Genomic DNA, 21,398 nt, shown 5'->3' with positions numbered 1-21,398 from the left:
TGTTTCAGCGCGTGATTTCGCCATCGGCCTGCAAAAAATCATTGCACTCCGCTAAAACGCTCTCGTGCCCCTGGGCCTCTTCCAGAAACCAGAGGTGGTTATGAGATTGCCAGACTGCAAGGCGTCGGCCTGACGCTCTGCACAGGCATTAATAGCGCTTTGCCTGCTTCAATGCCCCGCTCAGGCAGTAAAGACCTGCGCAGCGCCGGTGGGCATGACATAATTCCGGGCAAATCGCTGTTAATGAGTAATCCCACCATGTACGACTGGCTCAATGCCCTCCCCAAAGCCGAACTTCATCTTCATCTGGAGGGCACGCTCGAGCCCGAGCTCATGTTCAAGCTGGCTGAGCGCCATGGCATCCAGCTGCCTTTCGAGAATGTCGAGGCGCTGCGCAAAGCCTACTCCTTCAACAACCTTCAGGAATTCCTGGACCTGTATTACCAAGGCGCGAATGTCCTGCGCACTGAAGAAGACTTTTACGACCTGACGTGGGCCTATCTGCTCAAGTGCAAAGAACAAAACGTCATTCATACCGAACCATTCTTCGACCCGCAAACACATACGGACCGTGGTATTCCGTTCGAAGTAGTCCTGCGCGGTATCCAGCAGGCGCTCAAGGATGGCGAGCAGAAGCTGGGTGTAACCAGCGGCTTGATCCTGAGCTTCCTGCGTCACCTGTCTGAAGACGAAGCCCAGAAGACATTGGATCAGGCGCTTCCCTTCCGTGACGCCTTTATTGCGGTTGGCCTGGACAGTTCCGAGATGGGTCATCCACCAAGTAAGTTCAAACGTGTTTTCGACCGCGCGCGCAGCGAAGGCTTTGTTGCTGTGGCACATGCTGGCGAGGAAGGCCCGCCCGAGTACATCTGGGAAGCTCTGGATCTGCTGAATGTGGTCCGTATCGACCATGGCGTCCGTGCAGCCGAAGATGAGCGCCTGCTGCACCGCCTGATTGACCAGCAGATTCCGCTGACGGTCTGCCCGCTGTCCAACACCAAGCTGTGCGTGTTTGATGACATGAGCCAGCACAACATTCTCAAACTACTTGAGCGTGGCCTGAAAGTAACCGTGAACTCTGACGATCCAGCCTATTTTGGCGGTTACGTGACCGAAAACTTCATGGCACTGTACGAAAGCCTGGGCATGACTCAGGATCAGGCCAAGCGCCTGGCCCAGAACAGCCTGGACGCCCGACTGGTCTGACAGGTACTACCGGTCGCTCTCGTGCGGCCGGTTTTCATTGTGCTATCCGTAATCGCCATCGAGAACTTCAATGCCTTTGAATGCCGCTGAAACGACCCAGTATCAACAGTTCGCCGAGCGCCTGGCCGATGCCGCCGCCGTGGCTATCAAGCCGTATTTCCGCTCGCAGCTTCAGGTAGATGACAAAGGCGGTCGCCTATTCGACCCCGTCACGCTGGCCGACAAGGCCGCCGAGCGCGCCATGCGGGAGTTGATCCTGAACGAATTTCCAGAACACAGTATTCTGGGTGAAGAAGAAGATGCTGTTACCGGAAGCAGTTCGCTGACCTGGGTGCTAGATCCTATCGATGGCACGCGCGCCTTTATTACCGGGCTACCGCTCTGGGGTACCTTGATCGCCTTGAACGATGGCTCTCGCCCCGTCATCGGCGTAATGAATCAGCCGTTCACAGGGGAGCGCTTTGTCGGAACACCAGAAGGCGCCTGGCTCAATGGTATCCCGCTAAAGACCCGCGCCTGTGCCAGCCTCTCCAAAGCCCGCGTGATGTGTACAAGCCCGCAGATCCTTGATACACCAGAGCGTCTGGCAGCCTTTGAACGCATTGCCGAACAGGCTCAGCTGGTCCGCTTCGGTGGTGACTGTTACGCCTATTGCATGCTGGCGTCGGGCTTTGTGGATGTCATTATCGAGGCGAGCCTGCAACCCTATGATGTCCAGGCGCTGATTCCGATCATCGAAGGCGCTGGCGGTATGATGACCAGCTGGAGCGGTGGCGACGCGCAGAATGGCGGTGCAATCATCGCTTGTGGTGACAAGACGCTGCATGCCGAACTCATTCAGCAGCTTGCTCCCTACGCCTGAATTCTGCCTATCGGCCTTGCCAGGGGGCTTTTTCCAGAAGCCTCTGGCAATGCAGCCGGATCAGATCCCTCAATTGCGTCACAGCGCTCGATAGTTGGGCGCGGTGTGGACAGAGCAGGTTAAGCGGCGTTACTTCGCCATGCCACTCTGGTAGCGCCAGTTCCAGTAGCCCCGCTTCGATATCACTCGCGACATCCAGCCACGACTTATAGACCAGTCCCTGTCCGGCCACGGCCCAGCGTCGAATGACATCGGCATCATCACTTATGCGGTCTCCCTGAACGGTGACCGTTATCTGTCGCTTGCCATCATCGAATACCCATCGATCATGAGCCCTGGAGCCACGCATATAGCAGAGGCAATTATGCTGACGCAGTTCATCCGGCTGCTGAGGATGGCCTCGTCGTTGAAAGTATGCAGGCGACGCACACAGCACACGTTGATTGAGCGGAGCGAGGGGCAAGGCCACCAGAGAAGAATCTTCAGGTGCGCCATACCGGATGGCAATGTCCACAGACTCACGAAACAGATCGTTCAGGTGATCGGACAGAAGCAGTTGAAAGCTTACCTCAGGATGCAGCGCCTGAAATTCGTCCAGCCATTCTAGTAGATGATTGCGACCCAGATCCGAAGGTGCCGACAGATGCAGCACACCCCTGATCCCAGCCTTGCCGCTTTCCAGCAGGCGCTGCCCTTCTTCAAGGCTCTGTAAGGCTTGTCGGGCGTGCTCCAGATACATCTGCCCTTCAGAGGTTAGCCGAAGGCTTCGGGTCGAGCGCGCCAGCAGCCTGGTATCGAGCGCATCCTCCAGACGCTTCAGTGCCGCGCTTGCGACTGCCGCAGACAGACCTAATTCTCGCGCAGCGGCGGAAAGACTGGCGCATTCCACAGTCCTAACAAACAGTTGCAAGTCAGCCAGACGGATCATTTTCAAAATTTTATTGAAAGAGCCTTGCTTTATAACGGCTTTTATCATCCAGCGAAAGAGAACACCATTACTGCATTTCACAGGAGAAATACGATGACTACTCCCCTGACACTGGTTGCTACCCTGGTTGCCAAAGAGGGTTCCGAAGCTGAACTGGAACAAGCCCTACGTGGCCTACAGCCGCAGAGCCGTGCAGAAGATGCCTGTATCCAATATGACTTCCATCGCGATGCCGAGCAGCCACGCACGTTTCACATGATCGAACAATGGCGTGACGAAGCATCCCTGGCCCAGCACGAGGCAACACCACACTTCCAGGCCGCATTACCGGTTATCGAGCGTACCGCTGAGAAATTCAGTGTGACCAAGATGTACCGTATTTCCTGAGGAAAACAGCATGAAAGTCGTTGCACATTACAAGTGCCTGCCTGTCGACAACCCGGATAGTCTGCAGGACATCGAACTTCCCGAGCCAACCCCAGGCCCGCGTGATCTGCTGGTTGAAGTCAAAGCTGTCTCGGTGAATCCGGTAGACACCAAGGTTCGCCAGGGTTACGTACCCCATGCCGATGAATCACAACCGCGTATTCTGGGCTGGGACGCGACCGGCATCGTCAAATCGGTAGGCCGCGATGTCACCCTGTTCAAGCCGGGCGATAGGGTTTGGTATGCCGGATCACTGGTGCGCCCGGGCAGCAATAGCGAGTTTCAGCTGGTTGACGAGCGTATCGTAGGTCGCATGCCTGAGTCGCTGGCGTTTGCTCAGGCGGCTGCGCTGCCATTGACCTCCATTACAGCATGGGAGCTGCTATTTGACCGCCTGGGTGTCACACGTGATAAGGCTGATCGTGGTGAAACCCTGCTGATCGTGGGTGCTGCGGGTGGCGTAGGCTCTATCATGACGCAACTGGCTCGCCAGTTGACCGGGCTTACCGTCATCGGTACGGCTTCTCGTCCTGAAACGCAGGCCTGGGTAACCGAACTCGGCGCGCATCATGTGATCGATCACAGCAAACCGCTCAGCGAAGAGCTCAAGCGCATCGGCATTCCGCAGGTTACCTATGTCGCGAGCCTGACCCAGACCGATCGTCATTATGAGCAGATCATCGAGTCTCTGATGCCTCAGGGCAAACTCGGCCTGATCGACGACCCCGAGTCGCTGGATGCCGTACCGCTCAAGCGCAAGAGCCTGTCGCTGCACTGGGAGCTGATGTATACCCGCTCGCTGTACGAGACGCCGGACATGCAGGAGCAGCATAACCTGCTCAACGAGGTGGCTCAGCTGATCGATAGCGGTGTACTGCGCACGACGTTCGGTGAGCATTACGGAAAGATCAACGCCGAGAACCTGCGTCGTGCCCATGCTCTGCTGGAAAGCGGCAAGGCCAAGGGCAAGATCGTATTGGAAGGCTTCTGATCGCCAGCAGCTCGGTAGTGAAAAGCTGCCGGGCTGCTTTCAGAGAGCTATCAAGCGTCAGGCCAATGGCATGGCAGTGAACCTCGTCACACGCTACCCTGTCCACTGTGGATATCAGCTTTCGCTTCGTGCGAACGATGGGGACACGGATGCGGACACTTCATCCATTTCGCTTGGCTGGTCTGTATGCCCTGATCGGGGTTGCGTGGGTAGGGATCACTGACTACCTTCTGGATCATGCGTCATTCAACGCCAGTACGCTTAGCGCCCTGCAAACGACCAAAGGCATTCTGTTTGTCTGTGGCATTGCCGTCCTGCTCTACTTCTATGTTCGTCGAGAACAGCACGCGCGCCAACAGCTGATTGATGAGTTACAGCGGCACGTAGAGCAACTGCAACAAACATTAAATACCACTGCTCAGGCTGCCAATGATCCCTCCCCGCCTCAGCCTGTTGCTCAGACGCACGCTGAAACACATCATTATCAGGATATAATCGATCATCTCCCGATTGTGGCCTTTCTGGTCGATATAGATGGGCATTGGCGCTTTCTCAGCTCTGCCTGGGAGCGGATGACCAACAAACCCATCGCTCAGACGATAGGCGTTTCGGTTTTCCAGTGTTTCCATAGCCAGGAAAGCCAGCCCATCCGCCAGATGCTTAATGAGTTTCGTGATGGTACGCGACAAGACTGCTCTGCCACGCTGCGCCTGTGTCAGGCAGATGGCTCGCATCGCTGGGTCTCGTTCAGGATTCACAAGGTCATCGATAAGGGTCTTCAGGGAACTCTCACTGATGTCCATCATCAGTTCCAGGCCGACGCCTTACAGCGCGCCCGCAATGCCGTGCTCGACGAGCTCCTGCTGGCGCATTCCAAACGCAGCATCCTCACGGGTATTGCTAAGCGTCTGGAGGATATATTCCCTGAAATGCGCGTTATCATTCAGCTAGCGGATTATTCTCAAAACAAACTCCGCGTCAGCGCAGCACCAAGCCTGCCGGATGCGTATATCAATGCAATGGAAGACTCGCCTATTGCTCCAGACTCAGGCACCTGTGGCGCAGCGGTCTATCGTAACGGACTGGTCATCAGCCAGGACATCGAGCACGACCCGAACTGGGAAGGTTTGCGCGAGGCTGCCCGACAGGCCGATATCCGCTCCGGCTGGTCCTTGCCGATTCGTGATGAGACCGAAAGTGCTGTTGGGGTATTTGGCATCTATTACCACACGCTCACGTCACCCGAGCAGGCCACCATTGCGCTGGTCAACGAATTTACCCGCCTGGCCGCACTGGCCATCCGGCAACAGCGTCATACTCAAGAGCGGGACGAGATTGAACACCGCTTCCGCGCCACGTTCGAACATGCGGCCATCGGAATCGCTCTGGTAGGGCTTGATTACAAGTGGATGCGTGCCAATCGATACCTGTGCCAAATGGTGGGATATTCGCACGATGAATTAAGGAACCTGACGGTTCATGATGTTACCTATTCCGAGGATTTGCCTTCCGGTAACGAGCGGATTCGCGAACTGCTCGCCGGAACAATGGATAGCTATGAGCTTGAAAAACGCTATGTGCGTCGGGATGGCCAAGTCATCTGGGTCGATCTGAACGTTACCCTGATTCGAGGCACGCAGGGCGAGCCTCACTACTTCATTGCGGTCATCGAGGATATAACGCTGCGCAAGATTCAGGAGGAGTCGCTGCGTCAGGCGGCGGCTCTTTTCGAAAACAGCCGTGACAGTATTGTGGTGCTTGATCAGCGACGCCGTATCCTCATGGCTAACCCAACCTTTCAAGCCTTGTGCGCTCGCTCCATCATGGAGTTGCAGGGTCAGAAACTGCCGCTGCCGCTCAGTGGCCGCCAGGATCATCACTTCTATCGCACCCTATGGCGCACGTTACTGAAGGAAGGCCACTGGGAAGGCGAGGTCTTATGGCGCCGTCCCAACGGCATGAACTTCCCCGGCTGGCTCAACATCAGCCAGATTAGCCAGCGGGACCAGCGTCAGTTCGTCATGGTGCTGAGCGATACCAGTCAACTCAAGGAAAGCGAAGCACGGCTGGCCCATTTGGCCCATTTCGATCCACTGACTGATCTGCCCAACCGCCTGCTCGCCCGGACCCGACTGGATCATGCCTTGAAACGGCTGCAGGGAGAGGGTCAACTGGCCGTGCTGCTGCTTGATCTCGACCATTTTCGTACTGTTAACGAAAGTTATGGCCATCCCGCAGGGGATGATTTGATCAACGCAGTAGCCAATACCCTCAGATCCGGCCTGAGACCCGAGGATACGCTGGCCCGCATTGGAGGAGATGAGTTTCTGGTCATCCTTGAGCAATTCGAACGGCTCGATGAAGTGGCGACGCTGGCGCAAACGCTGCGCCAGCTGTTAGAAGCCCCGCTACGTCTGGAAGATGGCGAGGAGGTCTTTCTTAGCTTGAGCCTGGGTATCAGCGTCTATCCCAGCGATGGCACCACTGCCGATGAATTGATTCGCAATGCAGATGCGGCCATGCACTTGGCCAAAAATCAGGGCCGCGACACCTATCGCTTCTATACACAGGCGTTGACAGAGCAGGCTCGTCGGCGGTTAAGCTTGGAATCGCGCCTGCGCGTAGCGTTGCAACGCTGCGATTTTGTCTTGTATTACCAACCCCTGATTGATGTCGCAACGGGCCAACCCATTGGCGCAGAGGCGTTGGTGCGCTGGCGTGACCCGGAATTTGGAATGATCTCCCCAGCCGATTTTATTCCTCTGGCCGAGGAAACCGGGCTGATCGTCCCTCTGGGCTTCTGGATTCTAGAGCAAGCCTGCCACCAAATTCGAGAGTGGCTCGACAAGGGTATTGAACTCGACATCATCGCGGTCAATTTGTCTCCAAGGCAGTTTGCCCAAGCCGATCTGGCTGAGCGCATTACCAGAGCCCTGAATAGACAACATCTGCCTGCCAATAAGCTGGAGCTGGAAATCACAGAGGGAACGCTGATGGAAAATGTCGAGATGGCATTGACCAGCCTTGCGGCTCTAAAAGCGCTTGGGGTGCGCATTGCAGTCGATGACTTTGGCACTGGCTACTCGTCGCTTGCCTATCTGCGGCGTTTCCCACTGGATAAACTCAAGATCGACCAGAGCTTCATGCGCGATATCCGTACCGATAATGGTGAACATGGCAATCAGGCCATTGCTTCCGCCATTATTGCCTTGGGGCACAGCCTGCACTTGGACGTTCTGGCAGAAGGTGTTGAAACCGACGAACAGCTTGAAGTGATCCGTAAACTCGGCTGTCAGCAATGCCAGGGGTATCTGTTCAGCCCTCCGCTTCCACCGGAAGCGTTTGAGAAATGGTATTACGATTACCACCGGTCACTAAATTGATCCACGTCACGCTTCTGTAACCTAAGTGAGGTCTACACTAAGCGCCCACCGACAACCGAGGGAAGGGGGAATACGCAATGAAAATTGAAGTCCGCCCGTTGACGCGCTCGCCTCAAAGTAGTTGGCAAGTTCGTCTGGATGATCAAGCCATCACCTTTAGAACCGAGGACGAAGCGCGTACATACGTCGACAAGCTCAATGCTCGATTGAAAGCCCCTCATAAGCTGCCGGAAAGCCTTCCGGCCTGATCGGATCAGTGGGGTGTTGGCCTTGTACGTGTTGTCAGCCAGGCCAGCACCGCTGCTGCCACGCCACAGATCGCAATGATTGCTGCCATTGGCCGTGCCGTACCGTCATGCAGCATTCCTACCGCCGCGGACGATAACGCCGCGATGGAAAACTGCAGGCATCCCAACAGTGCAGACGCACTGCCTGCGTTGCTCCCCTGACCAGCCATTGCGCATGCCGAAGCGTTGGGAATGATGCCGCCCAACGAGGCGATGCAGCAGAACAGCGGCACACAGATCCACCACAACATGGCGGGCTGAAAGGCCGCGATGGCGAGCAGCACAAGGCTTGCCGCACCGTAAAACCGCGTGACTCTTGTCAGCAGCCAGGATGGGCCGTGCCGGCTCAAAAGGCGCGCATTAATCTGACTAAATAAGATGAATCCTGCCGCATTGCTACCAAACACCCAGCCGAAATGCTCTGCCGGTACACCGTACAGGTTGATGAACACAAACGGAGAGCCTGCGATATACGCAAACATGCCTGCCATGGAGATGCCGCCGATAAGCGCAAACCCCATGAAGTTCCTGTCACTCAACATTTGCCAGTATTGCCGCAGCGCGTTGCGCAACAATGGACGCGGTGCCTCGGGCGGCAGGGTTTCTGGTAGCCAGCGCGCAACCGCGCTGCCACATAGCAGGGCAAAGACTACCAAACTGATGAAAATGGCTTGCCAGCCAACATGATTGAGGAGGAAGCCTCCGCCAATTGGCGCGAGGATCGGCGCAACCCCGGTCACCAGAACGATCTGGGAAAACGCCTTGGCAGCATGAATCGGATCGCACAAGTCACGCACTACGGCACGCGAAATCACCATGCCTGCGCAACCGCCTAATGCTTGAACGAAACGCGCTGCAATCAGCCATTCCAGCGTAGGCGCCATGGCACAAGCCAATGAGGCAAGGGTGAACAGAACGATACCCGTGAGTAGCGGTATACGCCGGCCGAACCGGTCTGCCAGCGGTCCGTAGAACAGTTGTCCAATGGACAAGCCTGCGAAATACGCCGAAAGGCTCAACTGGACGTGTTCCACATCCGTTGAAAAGGCTTTTGCCAGTGACGGGAAAGACGGCAGGTACATATCGATGGCAAACGGCGCAAACGCGCTGAGCGCACCCAGCATTAACAAAATGCGAAATGTCATTGAGGAGATCCGGAGGGGGCCAGCGGCCCAAAAGCGATGAACTGCCATGCTGTTACATACAACAATGTTTGTAAATACACGGCCAACCGTTAAACTATCGTTTTAATCCTTGATTTTCATACGAACCTTATGCGCAGAACCAAAGAAGAAGCCGAGCAGACCCGACGCGACATCATTGAGGCCGCTGAACAGCTCTTTCTCGCCAATGGCGTGGCGCATACTAGCCTTGAGATGATAGCTCGTGAATGCGGAGTCACACGTGGCGCTGTGTATTGGCACTTCCAGAACAAGGCACATCTGTTCCATGAGATGCTCAACGAGGTTCGTACCCCCATGGAAGTGCTTAATCAGCAACTCTGCGGTTGTCAGGGACGAGATCCGATTATTTCCTTGAAAGATGTCTGTGTGAACGGCATGCACCGGCTGACTCAGGATGAGCGCAGTCGCCGGGTCATGACCATTTTGCTGCATCGCTGTGAATTTACCGACGAGTTACGGGAGGCCGAGGAGCGCAATAACGCCTTTATTTCACAGTTCATAGGTTTGTGCGAGCAGCTATGGAAGCATCAGGAAAAGCGGCTGCAACCGGGCGTCACGCCTCGCATGGCTGCCTTTGCCGTGCATTCGATGTTCATTGGCCTGATCAGCGACTGGCTGCGCGACCCCGGCCTGTTTGACCCGGTCAAGGATTCGACCGCAATGTTCGATATCCTCTTCCGGGGCCTGGTGCGGGACTGGGATCAGGCGATTTCAGCGGAATAACCTTCTTCGCGAATCGCCTCCAGCAGCGGCTCGGGAGCTTCGCGACTGTCTACCGTGACTTTGCCGGTTGGCAGATCCACGTCGACCCTGGCCGATGCGTCCAATGCGGTGATCGCCTGGGTAACCGCCTTGACGCAGTGGCCACAGCTCATGCCTTGTACATTAAAGGTATGCATGGTGTATCTCCTGACGGGAAAATTTCATTCTCAACCTTCCCACGAGGTCAAGGTCAAGTCCGACAGCTTCTGTTAGCACGGTAAGTCACCTATTATTGCGAAAGGTCGCCTTGCCCTTTCGGAAGAACGGCCTATCACCACTACACCGTGCGGATAGGGACTCGCTCATGGCTACACTGCCGCGCTATTCGAATGCACAGATTCTTTTGCATTGGCTGACGGCGCCTCTGGTCATTCTCATCATTTCACTTCCCTATTTCGAAGACTTTTTCAGTAGGCTACTGGGCGGGAGCGCCGGCGTCTTTATTTTGCATAAATCGCTGGGCATTACCGTTCTGGCTCTGGCCGTGATCCGCTTGCTGGTTCGCTTCAAACATGGCTCACCAGCCCTGTTGCCGCCGAATGCCGTGCTTCAGCAGAAACAGGCCAAGCTGGGGCATGCGGTGCTGTATGCGCTGCTTTTTCTCATGCCCATCACAGGGCTTATTTTCAGTGCTCGCTCCGTCAACTACTTCTGGTTGTTCAGCTTTGGCCCTCTGCCCTTGCCTGAAGCGCTTCGCAGTGCAGCCAAGCAGGTTCATGTCACCGTGCAGTATGCGTTTATCCTGTTGATCCTAGGACATGCCAGCATGGCGATCTGGCACTACGTGGCGCGTCGGGACCGGGTATTGCCCGGCATGTTGCCCCTGATCAAGGATTGATCGGCAGGGCTTGACCTTAACACGAGGTCAAGGTTGATCCTCTATCCTATGATGAGGAGATTAACCATGACCGAATTCGATCTACCCGTACACGGCATGACATGCGCGGCCTGCGCCGGCCGGGTGGAGCGTGCGCTCAGAAAAGTTGAAGGTGTGGAAAACGCCAGCGTCAATCTGGCCAATGAGCGTGTCCGGGTCCACGCACCAGAGGGATCGCTTCCTATCTTGCAGCAAGCCATTACACGCGCAGGATATAGCGTTCCTACCGAGTCGCTCGAACTTGATATCACCGGCATGACCTGCGCCAGTTGCGTCAACCGGGTCGAGCGCGCGCTGCGCAAGGTTCCGGGTGTCAATACCGTAAGCGTGAACCTGGCGACCGAACAGGCCCATGTCGAGCTGATACCGGGAACAGATTCAAGCCTGCTCCTGGCCGCCATCGGCAAGGCGGGGTATGAGGCGCGACTTGCCACTACCCATGATGATAAAACGGCTGGGCAGCGTTTGGCCCGGGAACGCGGTGCCCTGATACTCGCTTTGTTATTGGCCCTTCCCCTCATTGTGCCGATGCTGCTGCAGCCGCTGGGTATCCATGCCATGCTGCCGCCCTGGGTGCAGTTTGTATTGGCAACACCCGTTCAGTTTCTGCTGGGCGCGCGCTTTTATGTGGCTGCATGGAAAGCTGTGCGGGCTCGCTCCGGCAATATGGACTTGTTGGTTGCCCTTGGCACCAGCGCAGCCTACGGCCTTAGCCTGTACCAGTGGTGGAGCGCCCCGTCCAACAGCATGCCGCACCTGTATTTCGAGGCGGCTGCCGTGGTTATCGCCCTGGTCCGCCTGGGCAAATACCTGGAAAGCCGCGCCAAGCAGCAGACCGGTGATGCCATCCGTGCCTTGCAAGCCTTGCGACCGGAGCGGGCCTTAAAGTTGTCCGAAGACGGACTGGAGCAGGACGTCAGTCTGGCGGAGCTCAAGATAGACGATCGGGTACGTATCCGCCCCGGTGAACGGATACCCGTCGATGGTCTCGTGGAGTCTGGAGACAGCTACGCCGATGAAGCCTTGATCAGTGGAGAAAGTCGTCCAGTGGGCAAAGGACCGGGTGATCGTGTCACGGGAGGCTCCATCAATGGCGAGGGTGTGCTGACGGTTCGTGTGACCGCATTAGGCAATGAAAGCGTTCTGTCGCGTATCATTCGGCTGGTAGAGGACGCCCAGGCCGCCAAGGCGCCCATTCAACGTCTGGTCGATCGCGTCAGTGAGGTGTTCGTCCCCGTCGTGCTGGGTATCGCGTTGTTGACGCTGGTTGGCTGGCTGCTGGCAGGCGCAGGCTGGGAAACATCGCTCATCAATGCCGTCGCCGTTCTGGTGATTGCCTGCCCCTGCGCCCTGGGGTTGGCCACGCCTACGGCCATTATGGCAGGAACAGGCGTCGCGGCACGCCACGGCATCCTAATCAAGGATGCGCAGACGCTGGAAATAGCCCACGCCGTGGATACCGTCGCATTTGACAAGACCGGTACATTGACCTCGGGGCAGCCTCGCCTGATTCATTTGGCGACAGATACCGTAAGTGAGAAAGAGGCACTTGCCCTGTCGGCCCGCCTGCAACGCGGTAGCGAACACCCTTTGGCTCAGGCCGTTCTCACTGCCTGCGAGCAGAACCTGCTGGACGCACCTGCTGCGCAGAATATCCGCGCCCTGCCGGGGCGCGGTATTCAGGGCCAGATCGACCACCGGCAGTTGGCGTTGGCTAACGGGCGATTGCTCCATGAGCTGGGGCTTGATAAAGGTCCGCTTATCGCTCAGGCCAACGCCTGGGAAGAAGAAGGTCGCACGCTTTCCTGGCTGATTGAGCAGCAGCCCGAACCAAAGGTACTGGCCCTTCTAGCCTTTGGAGATGAGCTCAAGCCGGGAGCGGGTCATGCAATTGCCACGCTTGAAAAGTACCATATCAGCAGTCATCTGATCACAGGTGATACCGAAGGCAGCGCAAGGGTTGTTGCACGGCAGACCGGTATTCGAGACGTTCATGCCCAAGTGCTGCCAGCCGATAAGGCCGCGGTCGTACAACAGCTTAGGTCGCAAGGTCGCTGTGTGGCGATGGTGGGTGACGGGATCAACGACGCACCCGCCCTAGCGGCCGCCGATGTGGGTATCGCCATGGGCAGCGGGACGGATGTCGCCATGCATGCCGCCGGGATTACCCTGTTGCATGGCGACCCGGCATTGGTGCCAGGGGCGCTGGATATCTGCCGTCGTACGTATCGCAAGATCCGCCAGAATCTGTTCTGGGCCTTTATTTACAACGTCATTGGTATTCCGCTGGCGGCGTTTGGCCTGCTTGACCCGGTCTTCGCCGGGGCTGCTATGGCCTTTTCCAGCGTGAGCGTTGTCAGTAACGCTTTACTGCTCAAACGTTGGCAACCAGAGAAGATGAGTCAGTCATGAACATCAGCCAAGCCGCCCGTGCAAGCGGGCTTACCCCCAAGATGCTCCGGTACTACGAAAACATCGGGTTGCTGGACCCAGCCGGGCGCAGCGCCAGTGGTTATCGACAGTACCGCACCAGTGATCTGGAGACGCTGGCCTTTATCAAGCGCTCACGAGACCTGGGGTTTTCGCTTGAGGAAGTCGGCAGGCTCCTGGGGCTCTGGCGTGATCGACACCGCGCCAGTGCCGAGGTCAAGGCCCTGGCCAGCGCCCATGTGGATGAGCTGAACCGCAAGATCGCTGAACTGGCGAGCCTGCGTGACACTCTTCAACAGCTGGTGGATCAGTGCCCGGGCAACGAACATCCTGAATGCGCCATTCTGGACTCGCTGGGCAAAGCGTCCTGTCGGCATTGCAGTTCTTGAGCGATACCAGGACCAGCACTGAAGGCATGCGCTCTTTTCGCTTCGTGCCGCCAATGTTCGCTGAGCCTCACCCTAGACACAGACCTGCAAAAAGACCTGAGGCGAGTTTGATAGGGTATTGAGTGGAACTAACGAAATCTCCAGCGTTCAGGTCATTACGCCTAGTTACATTGGAGGAGCAACGCGAATGTACGGAAGATTCAGTGTATCGGACATTCCGATTCATGAGCCTATTATCATGGGCGCCATCGGTTTCATTATTCTGGTGGCCCTCTCCTCTGTGGGTGCACTCACCTATTTTCGCAAGTGGCGCTGGCTGTGGTCGGAGTGGCTGACCTCGGTCGATCACAAGCGAATCGGCGTGATGTATATCATCGTCGCCATGGTAATGCTGCTTCGTGGTTTCTCGGATGCAATCATGATGCGTGCCCAGCAGGCCATTGCGGCGGGTGGCGCAGAGGGCTACCTGCCTCCGCATCACTATGACCAGATCTTTACCGCCCATGGCGTGATCATGATCTTTTTCGTGGCCATGCCGTTGGTGGTCGGCCTGATGAACGTGGTAGTACCGCTGCAGATTGGTGCACGTGACGTGGCCTTCCCGTTCCTCAACTCGCTCAGTTTCTGGCTGTTCGTTGTCGGAGCAGTACTGGTCAACCTATCGCTCGGCCTGGGCGAGTTCGCCAAGACGGGCTGGGTCGCCTATCCGCCGCTCTCAGGGATCAAGTACAGCCCTGGCGTTGGCGTGGACTACTACATCTGGAGCTTACAGATCTCAGGCCTCGGCACGCTCCTGACCGGCCTCAATTTCTTCGTCACGATCCTGAAGATGCGTACCACCGGCATGACGTTGATGAAAATGCCGATCTTTACCTGGACGGCCTTTTGTACCAGCGTGCTGATTCTGGCAGCCTTCCCGATCCTGACCGTAACCCTGGGGCTACTGAGTCTGGACCGCTACCTGGGAATGCACTTCTTCACCAATGAACTGGGCGGCAACGCCATGATGTACGTGAACCTCATCTGGGCCTGGGGCCATCCCGAGGTATACATCCTGATCCTGCCAGCGTTTGGTGTGTTCTCCGAAGTGACCGCGACGTTTACCCGCAAGCGCCTGTTCAGTTACAACATGATGATCTGGGCTACGGTGGCGATCACGGTGCTCTCGTTCCTCGTATGGCTGCACCACTTCTTCACGATGGGCTCAGGAGCGAACGTCAACGCATTCTTTGGCATTGCCACCAGCATCATTGCCATTCCAACCGGCGTAAAGATCTTTACCTGGCTGTTCACCATGTACAAGGGGCGGATTCAGTTCACTACCCCGATGCTGTGGACCGTTGCCTTTATCGTGACCTTTACCATCGGTGGCATGACCGGCGTGCTGCTGGCCGTCCCGGGGGCTGATTTCGTCCTGCACAACAGCCTGTTCCTGGTGGCCCACTTCCACAACGTAATCATTGGCGGCGTCTTGTTTGGCTACTTTGCCGGCATCACCTACTGGTTTCCCAAAATGTTTGGCTTCACCCTGAACGAAAGGCTTGGCCGCTATGCCTTGTTTTTCTGGGTGGTCGGCTTCTACCTGGCCTTCATGCCGCTTTATGTGCTGGGCTTCATGGGCATGACGCGCCGCCTCAACCATTATGCCAATCCAGACTGGCATCCCTGGCTGATCGTGGCAGCTGTCGGTGCCCTGACCATCCTGTGCGGCATCATCTGCCAGATAGCCCAACTGCTCGTCAGCATTCACCAGCGCGCCCACAATAAGGATCTGACCGGCGATCCCTGGGATGCCCGTACGCTGGAATGGTCCACAGCCTCGCCTCCAGCTCCGTATAACTTTGCCGAGCTGCCGGAAGTCCATGGCATTGATGCCTATCTGGACATGAAAGAGCATGGCGTCAGGGAAAAGCACCAGGCGGATTACAAGGATATCCACATGCCGAGCAACACCGGCGCCGGGCTGATCATCGCCGGATTCAGCTTTGTGCTGGGCTTTGGTCTGATCTGGTACATCTGGTGGATGGCCATTCTGGGATTTATCGGCATGATTGCCACTGCCATCCTGCATAGCTTCAAGGACGATCACGGCTATTACATCAAGGCTGCAGATGTGGCCCGCATGGAGGAAGCGCACAAGGCGCAGCGGGAGCAGTGTACGGGGGTGAGTCAGGAGGATGCGGCATCGCCCAAGGCGTATACGGTGGTTTAAGCGGCCCGCCTGCTGAGTGGAAGTTCTCCGTTCAGCAGGCAGTCGGGCTCACTGGAGTCGGGACGCGAAGAAGCGCCTTACTCTTTCACGTTCATGTAGTCACGTGCCCAGACACGGTACTCATCAAGCGTGGAATACTTCGTCGAGAGTTCGGAAGCACTCAGGTCGGAAGCATGGATGCCGCGCTGTTCACGCAGGCAGTCGTAGGTGGCCTTGATAGCGGCGAAATAGGCCGCATGGCCATTTAGAACGATACGCACGCCCAGGCTGGCTAGACGCTCGAAATCACGCAGCTCGGGATTGCCATAGGCAACCAGCATCAGCGGCACGCTCAGGTGCTGCGAAATCTGCTCCAGATGATCGAAGTCCTTGATACCCACCATGCAGATGCCATCGGCGCCTGCATCCTGATAAGCACGGGCGCGCTCGATGGTTTTCTCAACGCTCAAGACACCGGCATTGGTCCGGGCAAACACGCTCAGTGCTGGATCGATACGGGCTGCCAGAGCGGCCTGGATCTTGCCAACAGCTTCATCCAGTGGAATCAGGTCGGTGGACTTGCGACCATACTGGGCAGGCAGTAGGGTGTCTTCGATGGTCAAGGCTGCCACACCGGCGCGCTCAAGCTCGACGATAGTGCGCATGACGTTCAGGGCATTACCGTAGCCATGATCGGCGTCGGCAATGATGGGCAGTGTCGCAACACGACCGATACGGGTCGCCTGCTCAACGAATTCGCTTAAGGTAATGAGGGAAAAGTCAGGTGCAGCCAGAACCTGGAGCGATGCGACAGATCCACCCAGGATACCCATTTCGAAGCCTAGATCGGCCGCGATGCGGGCAGACATCGGATCGAATACCGAACCAACGTCATAGCACTTATTGGATTCAAGCAATGCACGAAACTGCTTTCGCAACTCATGCTGCGAAGGTGTGGCCATAAGACCTCCATTGGACAGGGCTGATGGATTCGAAGCCGATGACACACGAGCGCACCATCTATGCTTCTATGACAGCTGTACGGGAGAAGATTGCTCCATGGCAGCTGTCACTCCTCGGGATGTACCATCATACACCCTACTAAGGTCTAATCGCCTATCGGCTTAACACCTGCACGCTGATGAGCACGCGTATAGGGGTTCGCACCGTTGGCCAGCTTGGTTGCGACATCTTCCATGAAATGCTGGGTTGGTGCATTGAGCCCATAGAGCACCAGCAAGGGGGCCAGCAGGCTGGCAATGACAGCCAGGTTTGATTTCACCACAACCGCTCGATCACGCATGAGCCAGAGAAAGACACCACTGGCTGCAAAGCCGATCGGCACCCCGGTAACCACTTCGGAAACCGAGTGAAACCCCAACTTGATTCGGGTGACCGCAATCGCGAGGGCGAAGAGCGCCCCGGCTCCGGCACAGACCCAGCGCACGACAGACCGGGCCTTGGCTGCCAACAGCCAGAACAGAACCGGTATGACACTGCAGGCCAGCATGGAGTGTCCACTAAAGCCGGTGAAGTCGTAGGCGCGGATGCCAATACCCCAGCCAAAGAAAGCCATCTTAGAAATTGCTACCAGCAGGCATGCCCCACCAAACAACGACAGCCAGAGCAGTGCCGTACGGCGTGAAGCGCCAAGCCACAGCCATAGAGCAATAATGAATGCGCACGGCAACATGACCGAGGAATCACCAAAATTGGTAATGGTTGTCAAAGCCTGCATTGCTCAATCCCTTAATTACAAAAACAACCCTCAGACACCCTAGGATAACGGCATGTCGGCGCAAGTGATCACCGGATTGCCAAGGTGTGTATTCCTGCAAATAACCGGCAATGCGTTACGGTAAAGACGAGACCTGCATCAATTCGTAATGCAGCGAGCAGGTTTCTCAATGGTTGTTCGTGAGCGTACCAATGATCTTGTCGACAACACCTTCCTGCTGGAGCTGTCCGAAGGCGGTGCGGGTGCTTTCCACGACAGCATCATCCGTTGCCACGCTATAAGCCATGTACAGTTCCGCCTCAATGGTACCTAGCGCTGCAACCTGTTCCAATTCGGTACAGTCAAAATGCTTTCGGGCGCACTCGTGGGCGGCGCTGCTTTCCGTCAGCGGTGCCAGCTGCACCTGTCCATTGATGAGCTTTTGAAAGTTCTCTTCAACCCCAGCTGATATCACCAACCGGGAAAACCCATGGTGCAGTAGATACTGATGCCGGAAATCATCACGCATCACACCTACGCTGTATTGCTGCGCATCCTCCAGGCTCTGCGGATCAATATCCGTACGGGACTTTAGCTTGTAAAAGTAATATTGCATGCTCGTTACATGCCCTACCCATTTGAATAAGGATTCACGCTGCGGTGTCCGGGCAACCAGATAGATAAGAACGTTTGGCTGGTTGGTCGCGATATCGTAGGCCCTTGCCCAAGGGTAAAGACCAATCCTGTAGTCCGTCTGCCCGGCCCGACTCAGCGTGAGCTCAACGACCTCTGTTGCCGCCCCTCCAATACGCCCATTTTTGACTGTAATGAACTGGCTTTCTTCGGTAACCACCTGAATCGGCTCGGCCATGACATGAGTACCAACCATCCCCGCCAGCAGTGCCATCCATTTTCCAATTTTCATAACGTCTTCCTGAATGTGGCGCTCACCACCCGATTACGACCATCCCCTTTCGCCTGGTACAAGGATCGATCAGCCAGTTCGAGCAGCTCATGAAAGGTGCTGGAAATGCCTGCTTCGAACGTGGCCAGTCCGATGCTCAGGGTGACGATGGGTGCGACAGACGATTCGTCATGAGGAATAGCCAAGTCACAGACAGCCTGACGCAATCGCTCTGCCAAGAGGTACGCCGCAGCCTTGTCTGTAGCCGGCAGCAGAACAGCGAACTCTTCCCCACCCAGGCGCGCGACCAGATCACCCGCCCGCGCAATGCTGGCCTTCATGGCCGCCGCCACCAAGCGCAGACACTCATCCCCCTGGGCATGTCCATAGGTGTCGTTGTAGCGCTTGAAGTAGTCGATGTCGCACATCAGCACGGACAGGGGCTGGCCCGAACGCTGAGCACGGCTGAACTCAACGTCTTTGACCTCATCGAAATACCGCCGGTTGGGCAACCCCGTCAGCGGGTCGCTCCGCGAAAGCGCTTTCAACTGAGCATTGGCTTCCCGCAACGCCTCCTGGGTTTGCATGATGTCGCCCAGCTGCACGCGATGCCGGGTGCTGTGCAACAGCATTTGCGCCGTCATGGCCAACAAAGCGTGCTCATCGGGTTGCCAGACGTCGATAACCTGCTTGCGAATGAACACCAGAAACCCCAGCTGCTCATCGCCAGCTCCTACCGGGACAAATGCAGTGGCTTCGGCATTCAATAATTGGAAGGCGGCAGCACCATACGCTGACAGCACATCGGTAAGCGCCTTGCCGGAAGTGAACGTAACCGGCTCGCCCTGATCAAGAAGTACCTCCAGATGCGCCAGCTGCGCTGCGTTGATCTGGTTTTCCGGGACGGCGTGGGTTTCACAGCACCAGTGCATGGCCAGACGAAAATAACTGCCCGACTCCTCACGGATATACCAAAGGGCATAACAGGCCCCTAGACGCTGGGCCACTTCGCTCAGGCAGGACTGCTGATACAGCTCCAGCCGCTCATACGGCGCACGGATAAGCCGATTGGACAACAGCAGCACCATGTGCTGCGCCTCGGTCAGACGTTGCAACTCCGCCGTACGGGCCTGTACGCGCTCGGCCAACTGATCCCGGTGCGCGGCCAACTCCTTTTCGTACACATGTTGCCGCCCCAGATACCCGGACAGGTTGTTCTGTAGCTGATTGATCCCCTGTACCAACAGGGTCAATTCGTCCTCGCGCCCGGCAGAACGAAAAAGCCGTAAGGGAAGGTGAAGCCGCTCGGGGCTCAACTCAGCCAAGTGAAGCGCAATACGCCGGATATGTACCGTGACCAGACGGCTGAACATAAGAATGATCAGGCCGGCCAGCAGCATGGATTGCAGGAGCTGGAACCCGACGATTGACACCACGACCGATTTCAGTTCAGACCAGAGCAGCTCTTCATTGCCATAGAGTCTCAGCGCCCCAACAGTCTCCCTACTCCCGGCGTACGGTGAAAAGACCAGAGGAACCTGGCGCATCGGAGCCAGGTTTGACTCGATCCATCCGGTACGGGAGCGCACCTGAACGATCGGCGTTTGCTGAGCGGAAAACACGGTCAGCTGCACGCGCGCCACCGACGCGATATGAACGGCACTGTCCAGATGCGCCTCGACCGACTCCTGATCCATGTCCCAGATGGCCTTGGTCAGGGTGCGCTGGTAGACCTGCTCGATCAGCCCCAACTCAATGTCCATTTGATGGACATTCTCGTGCCACACCGCCCAGGTACGAACCCCAACGGTGATCAGCGTGAAAAAAAAACAGAACCCCAGCGTGACAACTACCAGACGCCAGCCCAGCGAGTGTCGTCCCTGCTGCCAGTGCTCCGGCAGCTCTGCATGAGTATTATCGGTATCTACAGCCATTTCTTTTTCAATGCCTCATAGATACCGTTACGCTTGATCTGCTCGAACCCTTCTCGGGCTCGGGCGACTACTTCATCGGGCGTCCGGGCGCTGAAAGCCATATACAGCCCTTCGTTGCGTCCGATATCGGTCAGTGGATAAACCTGAGTCACGGTGTCATCAAACGGTTCACCTGCCTGCCGTGCCAGATACTTGGCCATAACGGCATTGGCGACCCACAGGTCCACCCGTCCACGCTTGAGCTTCTGGTAGTTTTGCGCATAGGTATTGCTGGATTGCAGGTTCAGTCCCACGGAAAAGCCGCGGGACTGCAAATACTGTTCACCTACATCACCATGTACCGTAGCGATCTGATAGCGCCTGGCATCCTCAAGTGCATTAAGAGAAATATTTCGCGTACGGTCACTGAATAGCCCCCATTGAGCTGGAGCAATGACGCCAACCCATTTGAATAGCCCGTCCCGCTGGGGTGTACGGGCAATCGAATAAATCAGGACATTTTCATCGTGCAGCGCCGTCTCGTAGGCGCGGGCCCAGGGCATTGACTGAAAGGCCCCGTTGAGTCCGGCCTGGACCAATACAGCCTCTACAACTTCTGTACTAAAGCCGGTCAGCTTGCCGGAAATGGTCATGTTGTAAGGCGGCAGCTCTTCCGTCACGACGCGCAGCGCTACCTCGTGGGCCTGAACAGGTTGCAGACCGCCCATGAGAAGCGTCAGAAAAAACAGTGCGGTCTTGATCTGGCTCATTGCCTGGTCCCAGAAGCCCATAGGCTAGTTTCGTGTTAACTGTGAGAGGGTATCGCTCGAGTGATACAAATCTTTATTCGTCTCGGACGGAGCGTGCCTGTACGGATTTGAAAGCGTGAACCGGATTGCCCACCGCGGCCTGGAAGCCGACAATCATCCAAACCCTGACGAGATGAGA

Annotated in this window: 19 protein-coding genes; 11 read left to right on the top strand and 8 right to left on the bottom strand. The window is 56.6% G+C overall.

What is annotated here, in order from left to right:
* Positions 1-258: 258 nt before the first annotated feature.
* Both GM154_RS05130 and hisN read left to right on the top strand, forming a co-directional pair.
* The gene (locus tag GM154_RS05130) at positions 259-1,206 is read left to right on the top strand and encodes an adenosine deaminase (RefSeq protein ID WP_074822673.1); all 948 of its coding nucleotides are present in this window, start codon (positions 259-261) and stop codon (positions 1,204-1,206) included.
* A 70-nt stretch (positions 1,207-1,276) separates the two neighbouring features.
* Entirely contained in the window at positions 1,277-2,068 is a 792-nt protein-coding gene (hisN, locus tag GM154_RS05125; RefSeq protein WP_219651180.1) for a histidinol-phosphatase, read from the top strand.
* Between the two features lie 7 nt (positions 2,069-2,075).
* Here the strand turns inward: hisN and GM154_RS05120 are convergent, their stop codons facing one another.
* Complete coding sequence (locus GM154_RS05120) at positions 2,076-2,996, bottom strand: LysR family transcriptional regulator (protein WP_219651213.1); 921 nt, start codon at positions 2,994-2,996, stop codon at positions 2,076-2,078.
* Positions 2,997-3,089: 93 nt separating this feature from the next.
* On the opposite strand from GM154_RS05120, the gene GM154_RS05115 reads away from it, so the two are divergent.
* The 4 genes from GM154_RS05115 to GM154_RS05100 all read left to right on the top strand — a co-directional run bounded on the left by GM154_RS05115 (position 3,090) and on the right by GM154_RS05100 (position 8,044).
* Complete coding sequence (locus GM154_RS05115) at positions 3,090-3,383, top strand: putative quinol monooxygenase (RefSeq protein ID WP_010795508.1); 294 nt, start codon at positions 3,090-3,092, stop codon at positions 3,381-3,383.
* A gap of 10 nt (positions 3,384-3,393) precedes the next feature.
* Positions 3,394-4,413, top strand: coding sequence for a zinc-binding alcohol dehydrogenase family protein (locus GM154_RS05110; RefSeq protein WP_074822554.1), 1,020 nt, complete (start codon positions 3,394-3,396; stop codon positions 4,411-4,413).
* Positions 4,414-4,562: 149 nt separating this feature from the next.
* Entirely contained in the window at positions 4,563-7,796 is a 3,234-nt protein-coding gene (locus tag GM154_RS05105; RefSeq protein ID WP_219651179.1) for an EAL domain-containing protein, read from the top strand.
* Between the two features lie 77 nt (positions 7,797-7,873).
* Positions 7,874-8,044: a hypothetical protein gene (locus GM154_RS05100; RefSeq protein ID WP_010795511.1), complete on the top strand. Its 171-nt coding sequence runs from the start codon at positions 7,874-7,876 to the stop codon at positions 8,042-8,044.
* Between the two features lie 5 nt (positions 8,045-8,049).
* Here the strand turns inward: GM154_RS05100 and GM154_RS05095 are convergent, their stop codons facing one another.
* On the bottom strand, positions 8,050-9,228 hold the full coding sequence (locus GM154_RS05095; protein ID WP_219651178.1) for a Bcr/CflA family multidrug efflux MFS transporter: 1,179 nt from the start codon (positions 9,226-9,228) through the stop codon (positions 8,050-8,052).
* Between the two features lie 129 nt (positions 9,229-9,357).
* Between GM154_RS05095 and GM154_RS05090 the strand changes: the two genes are divergently transcribed.
* A complete protein-coding gene (locus tag GM154_RS05090; protein WP_010795513.1) occupies positions 9,358-9,990 on the top strand; it encodes a TetR family transcriptional regulator in 633 nt (210 codons plus the stop codon).
* Here GM154_RS05090 and GM154_RS05085 read toward each other — a convergent pair.
* Complete coding sequence (locus GM154_RS05085; protein WP_010795514.1) at positions 9,969-10,166, bottom strand: heavy-metal-associated domain-containing protein; 198 nt, start codon at positions 10,164-10,166, stop codon at positions 9,969-9,971. The genes GM154_RS05090 and GM154_RS05085 overlap by 22 nt on opposite strands.
* Before the next feature lie 167 nt (positions 10,167-10,333).
* Between GM154_RS05085 and GM154_RS05080 the strand changes: the two genes are divergently transcribed.
* From GM154_RS05080 to cyoB, 4 genes are all read left to right on the top strand, one after another.
* Positions 10,334-10,867: a cytochrome b gene (locus tag GM154_RS05080; RefSeq protein WP_219651177.1), complete on the top strand. Its 534-nt coding sequence runs from the start codon at positions 10,334-10,336 to the stop codon at positions 10,865-10,867.
* Positions 10,868-10,918: 51 nt separating this feature from the next.
* Entirely contained in the window at positions 10,919-13,318 is a 2,400-nt protein-coding gene (locus GM154_RS05075; protein WP_219651210.1) for a heavy metal translocating P-type ATPase, read from the top strand.
* Entirely contained in the window at positions 13,315-13,725 is a 411-nt protein-coding gene (gene cueR, locus GM154_RS05070) for a Cu(I)-responsive transcriptional regulator (protein WP_219651176.1), read from the top strand. Before GM154_RS05075 ends, cueR begins: the two co-directional genes overlap by 4 nt.
* Positions 13,726-13,912: 187 nt before the next feature.
* The gene (cyoB, locus tag GM154_RS05065; RefSeq protein WP_219651175.1) at positions 13,913-15,937 is read left to right on the top strand and encodes a cytochrome o ubiquinol oxidase subunit I; all 2,025 of its coding nucleotides are present in this window, start codon (positions 13,913-13,915) and stop codon (positions 15,935-15,937) included.
* A 77-nt stretch (positions 15,938-16,014) separates the two neighbouring features.
* Here cyoB and GM154_RS05060 read toward each other — a convergent pair whose 3' ends face one another.
* The 5 genes from GM154_RS05060 to GM154_RS05040 all read right to left on the bottom strand — a co-directional run bounded on the left by GM154_RS05060 (position 16,015) and on the right by GM154_RS05040 (position 21,220).
* Positions 16,015-16,878, bottom strand: coding sequence for an oxaloacetate decarboxylase (locus GM154_RS05060; RefSeq protein ID WP_019364929.1), 864 nt, complete (start codon positions 16,876-16,878; stop codon positions 16,015-16,017).
* A 146-nt stretch (positions 16,879-17,024) separates the two neighbouring features.
* Positions 17,025-17,654 (bottom strand): phosphatase PAP2 family protein, encoded by a 630-nt coding sequence (locus GM154_RS05055; protein ID WP_073449899.1) that lies wholly within the window; start codon positions 17,652-17,654, stop codon positions 17,025-17,027.
* A 166-nt stretch (positions 17,655-17,820) separates the two neighbouring features.
* Complete coding sequence (locus tag GM154_RS05050) at positions 17,821-18,558, bottom strand: ABC transporter substrate-binding protein (protein WP_219651174.1); 738 nt, start codon at positions 18,556-18,558, stop codon at positions 17,821-17,823.
* Complete coding sequence (locus GM154_RS05045; RefSeq protein WP_219651173.1) at positions 18,555-20,471, bottom strand: sensor domain-containing diguanylate cyclase; 1,917 nt, start codon at positions 20,469-20,471, stop codon at positions 18,555-18,557. Before GM154_RS05045 ends, GM154_RS05050 begins: the two co-directional genes overlap by 4 nt.
* Positions 20,462-21,220 (bottom strand): ABC transporter substrate-binding protein, encoded by a 759-nt coding sequence (locus tag GM154_RS05040; RefSeq protein WP_074822667.1) that lies wholly within the window; start codon positions 21,218-21,220, stop codon positions 20,462-20,464. The genes GM154_RS05045 and GM154_RS05040 overlap by 10 nt, the downstream gene beginning before the upstream one ends.
* Between the last annotated feature and the right edge of the window lie 178 nt (positions 21,221-21,398).

Source organism: Pseudomonas sp. MAG002Y (assembly GCF_019400845.1).
Taxonomy (GTDB): Bacteria; Pseudomonadota; Gammaproteobacteria; order Pseudomonadales; family Pseudomonadaceae; genus Chryseomonas; species Chryseomonas luteola.
This window is presented reverse-complemented; position numbering and strand designations above follow the sequence as displayed.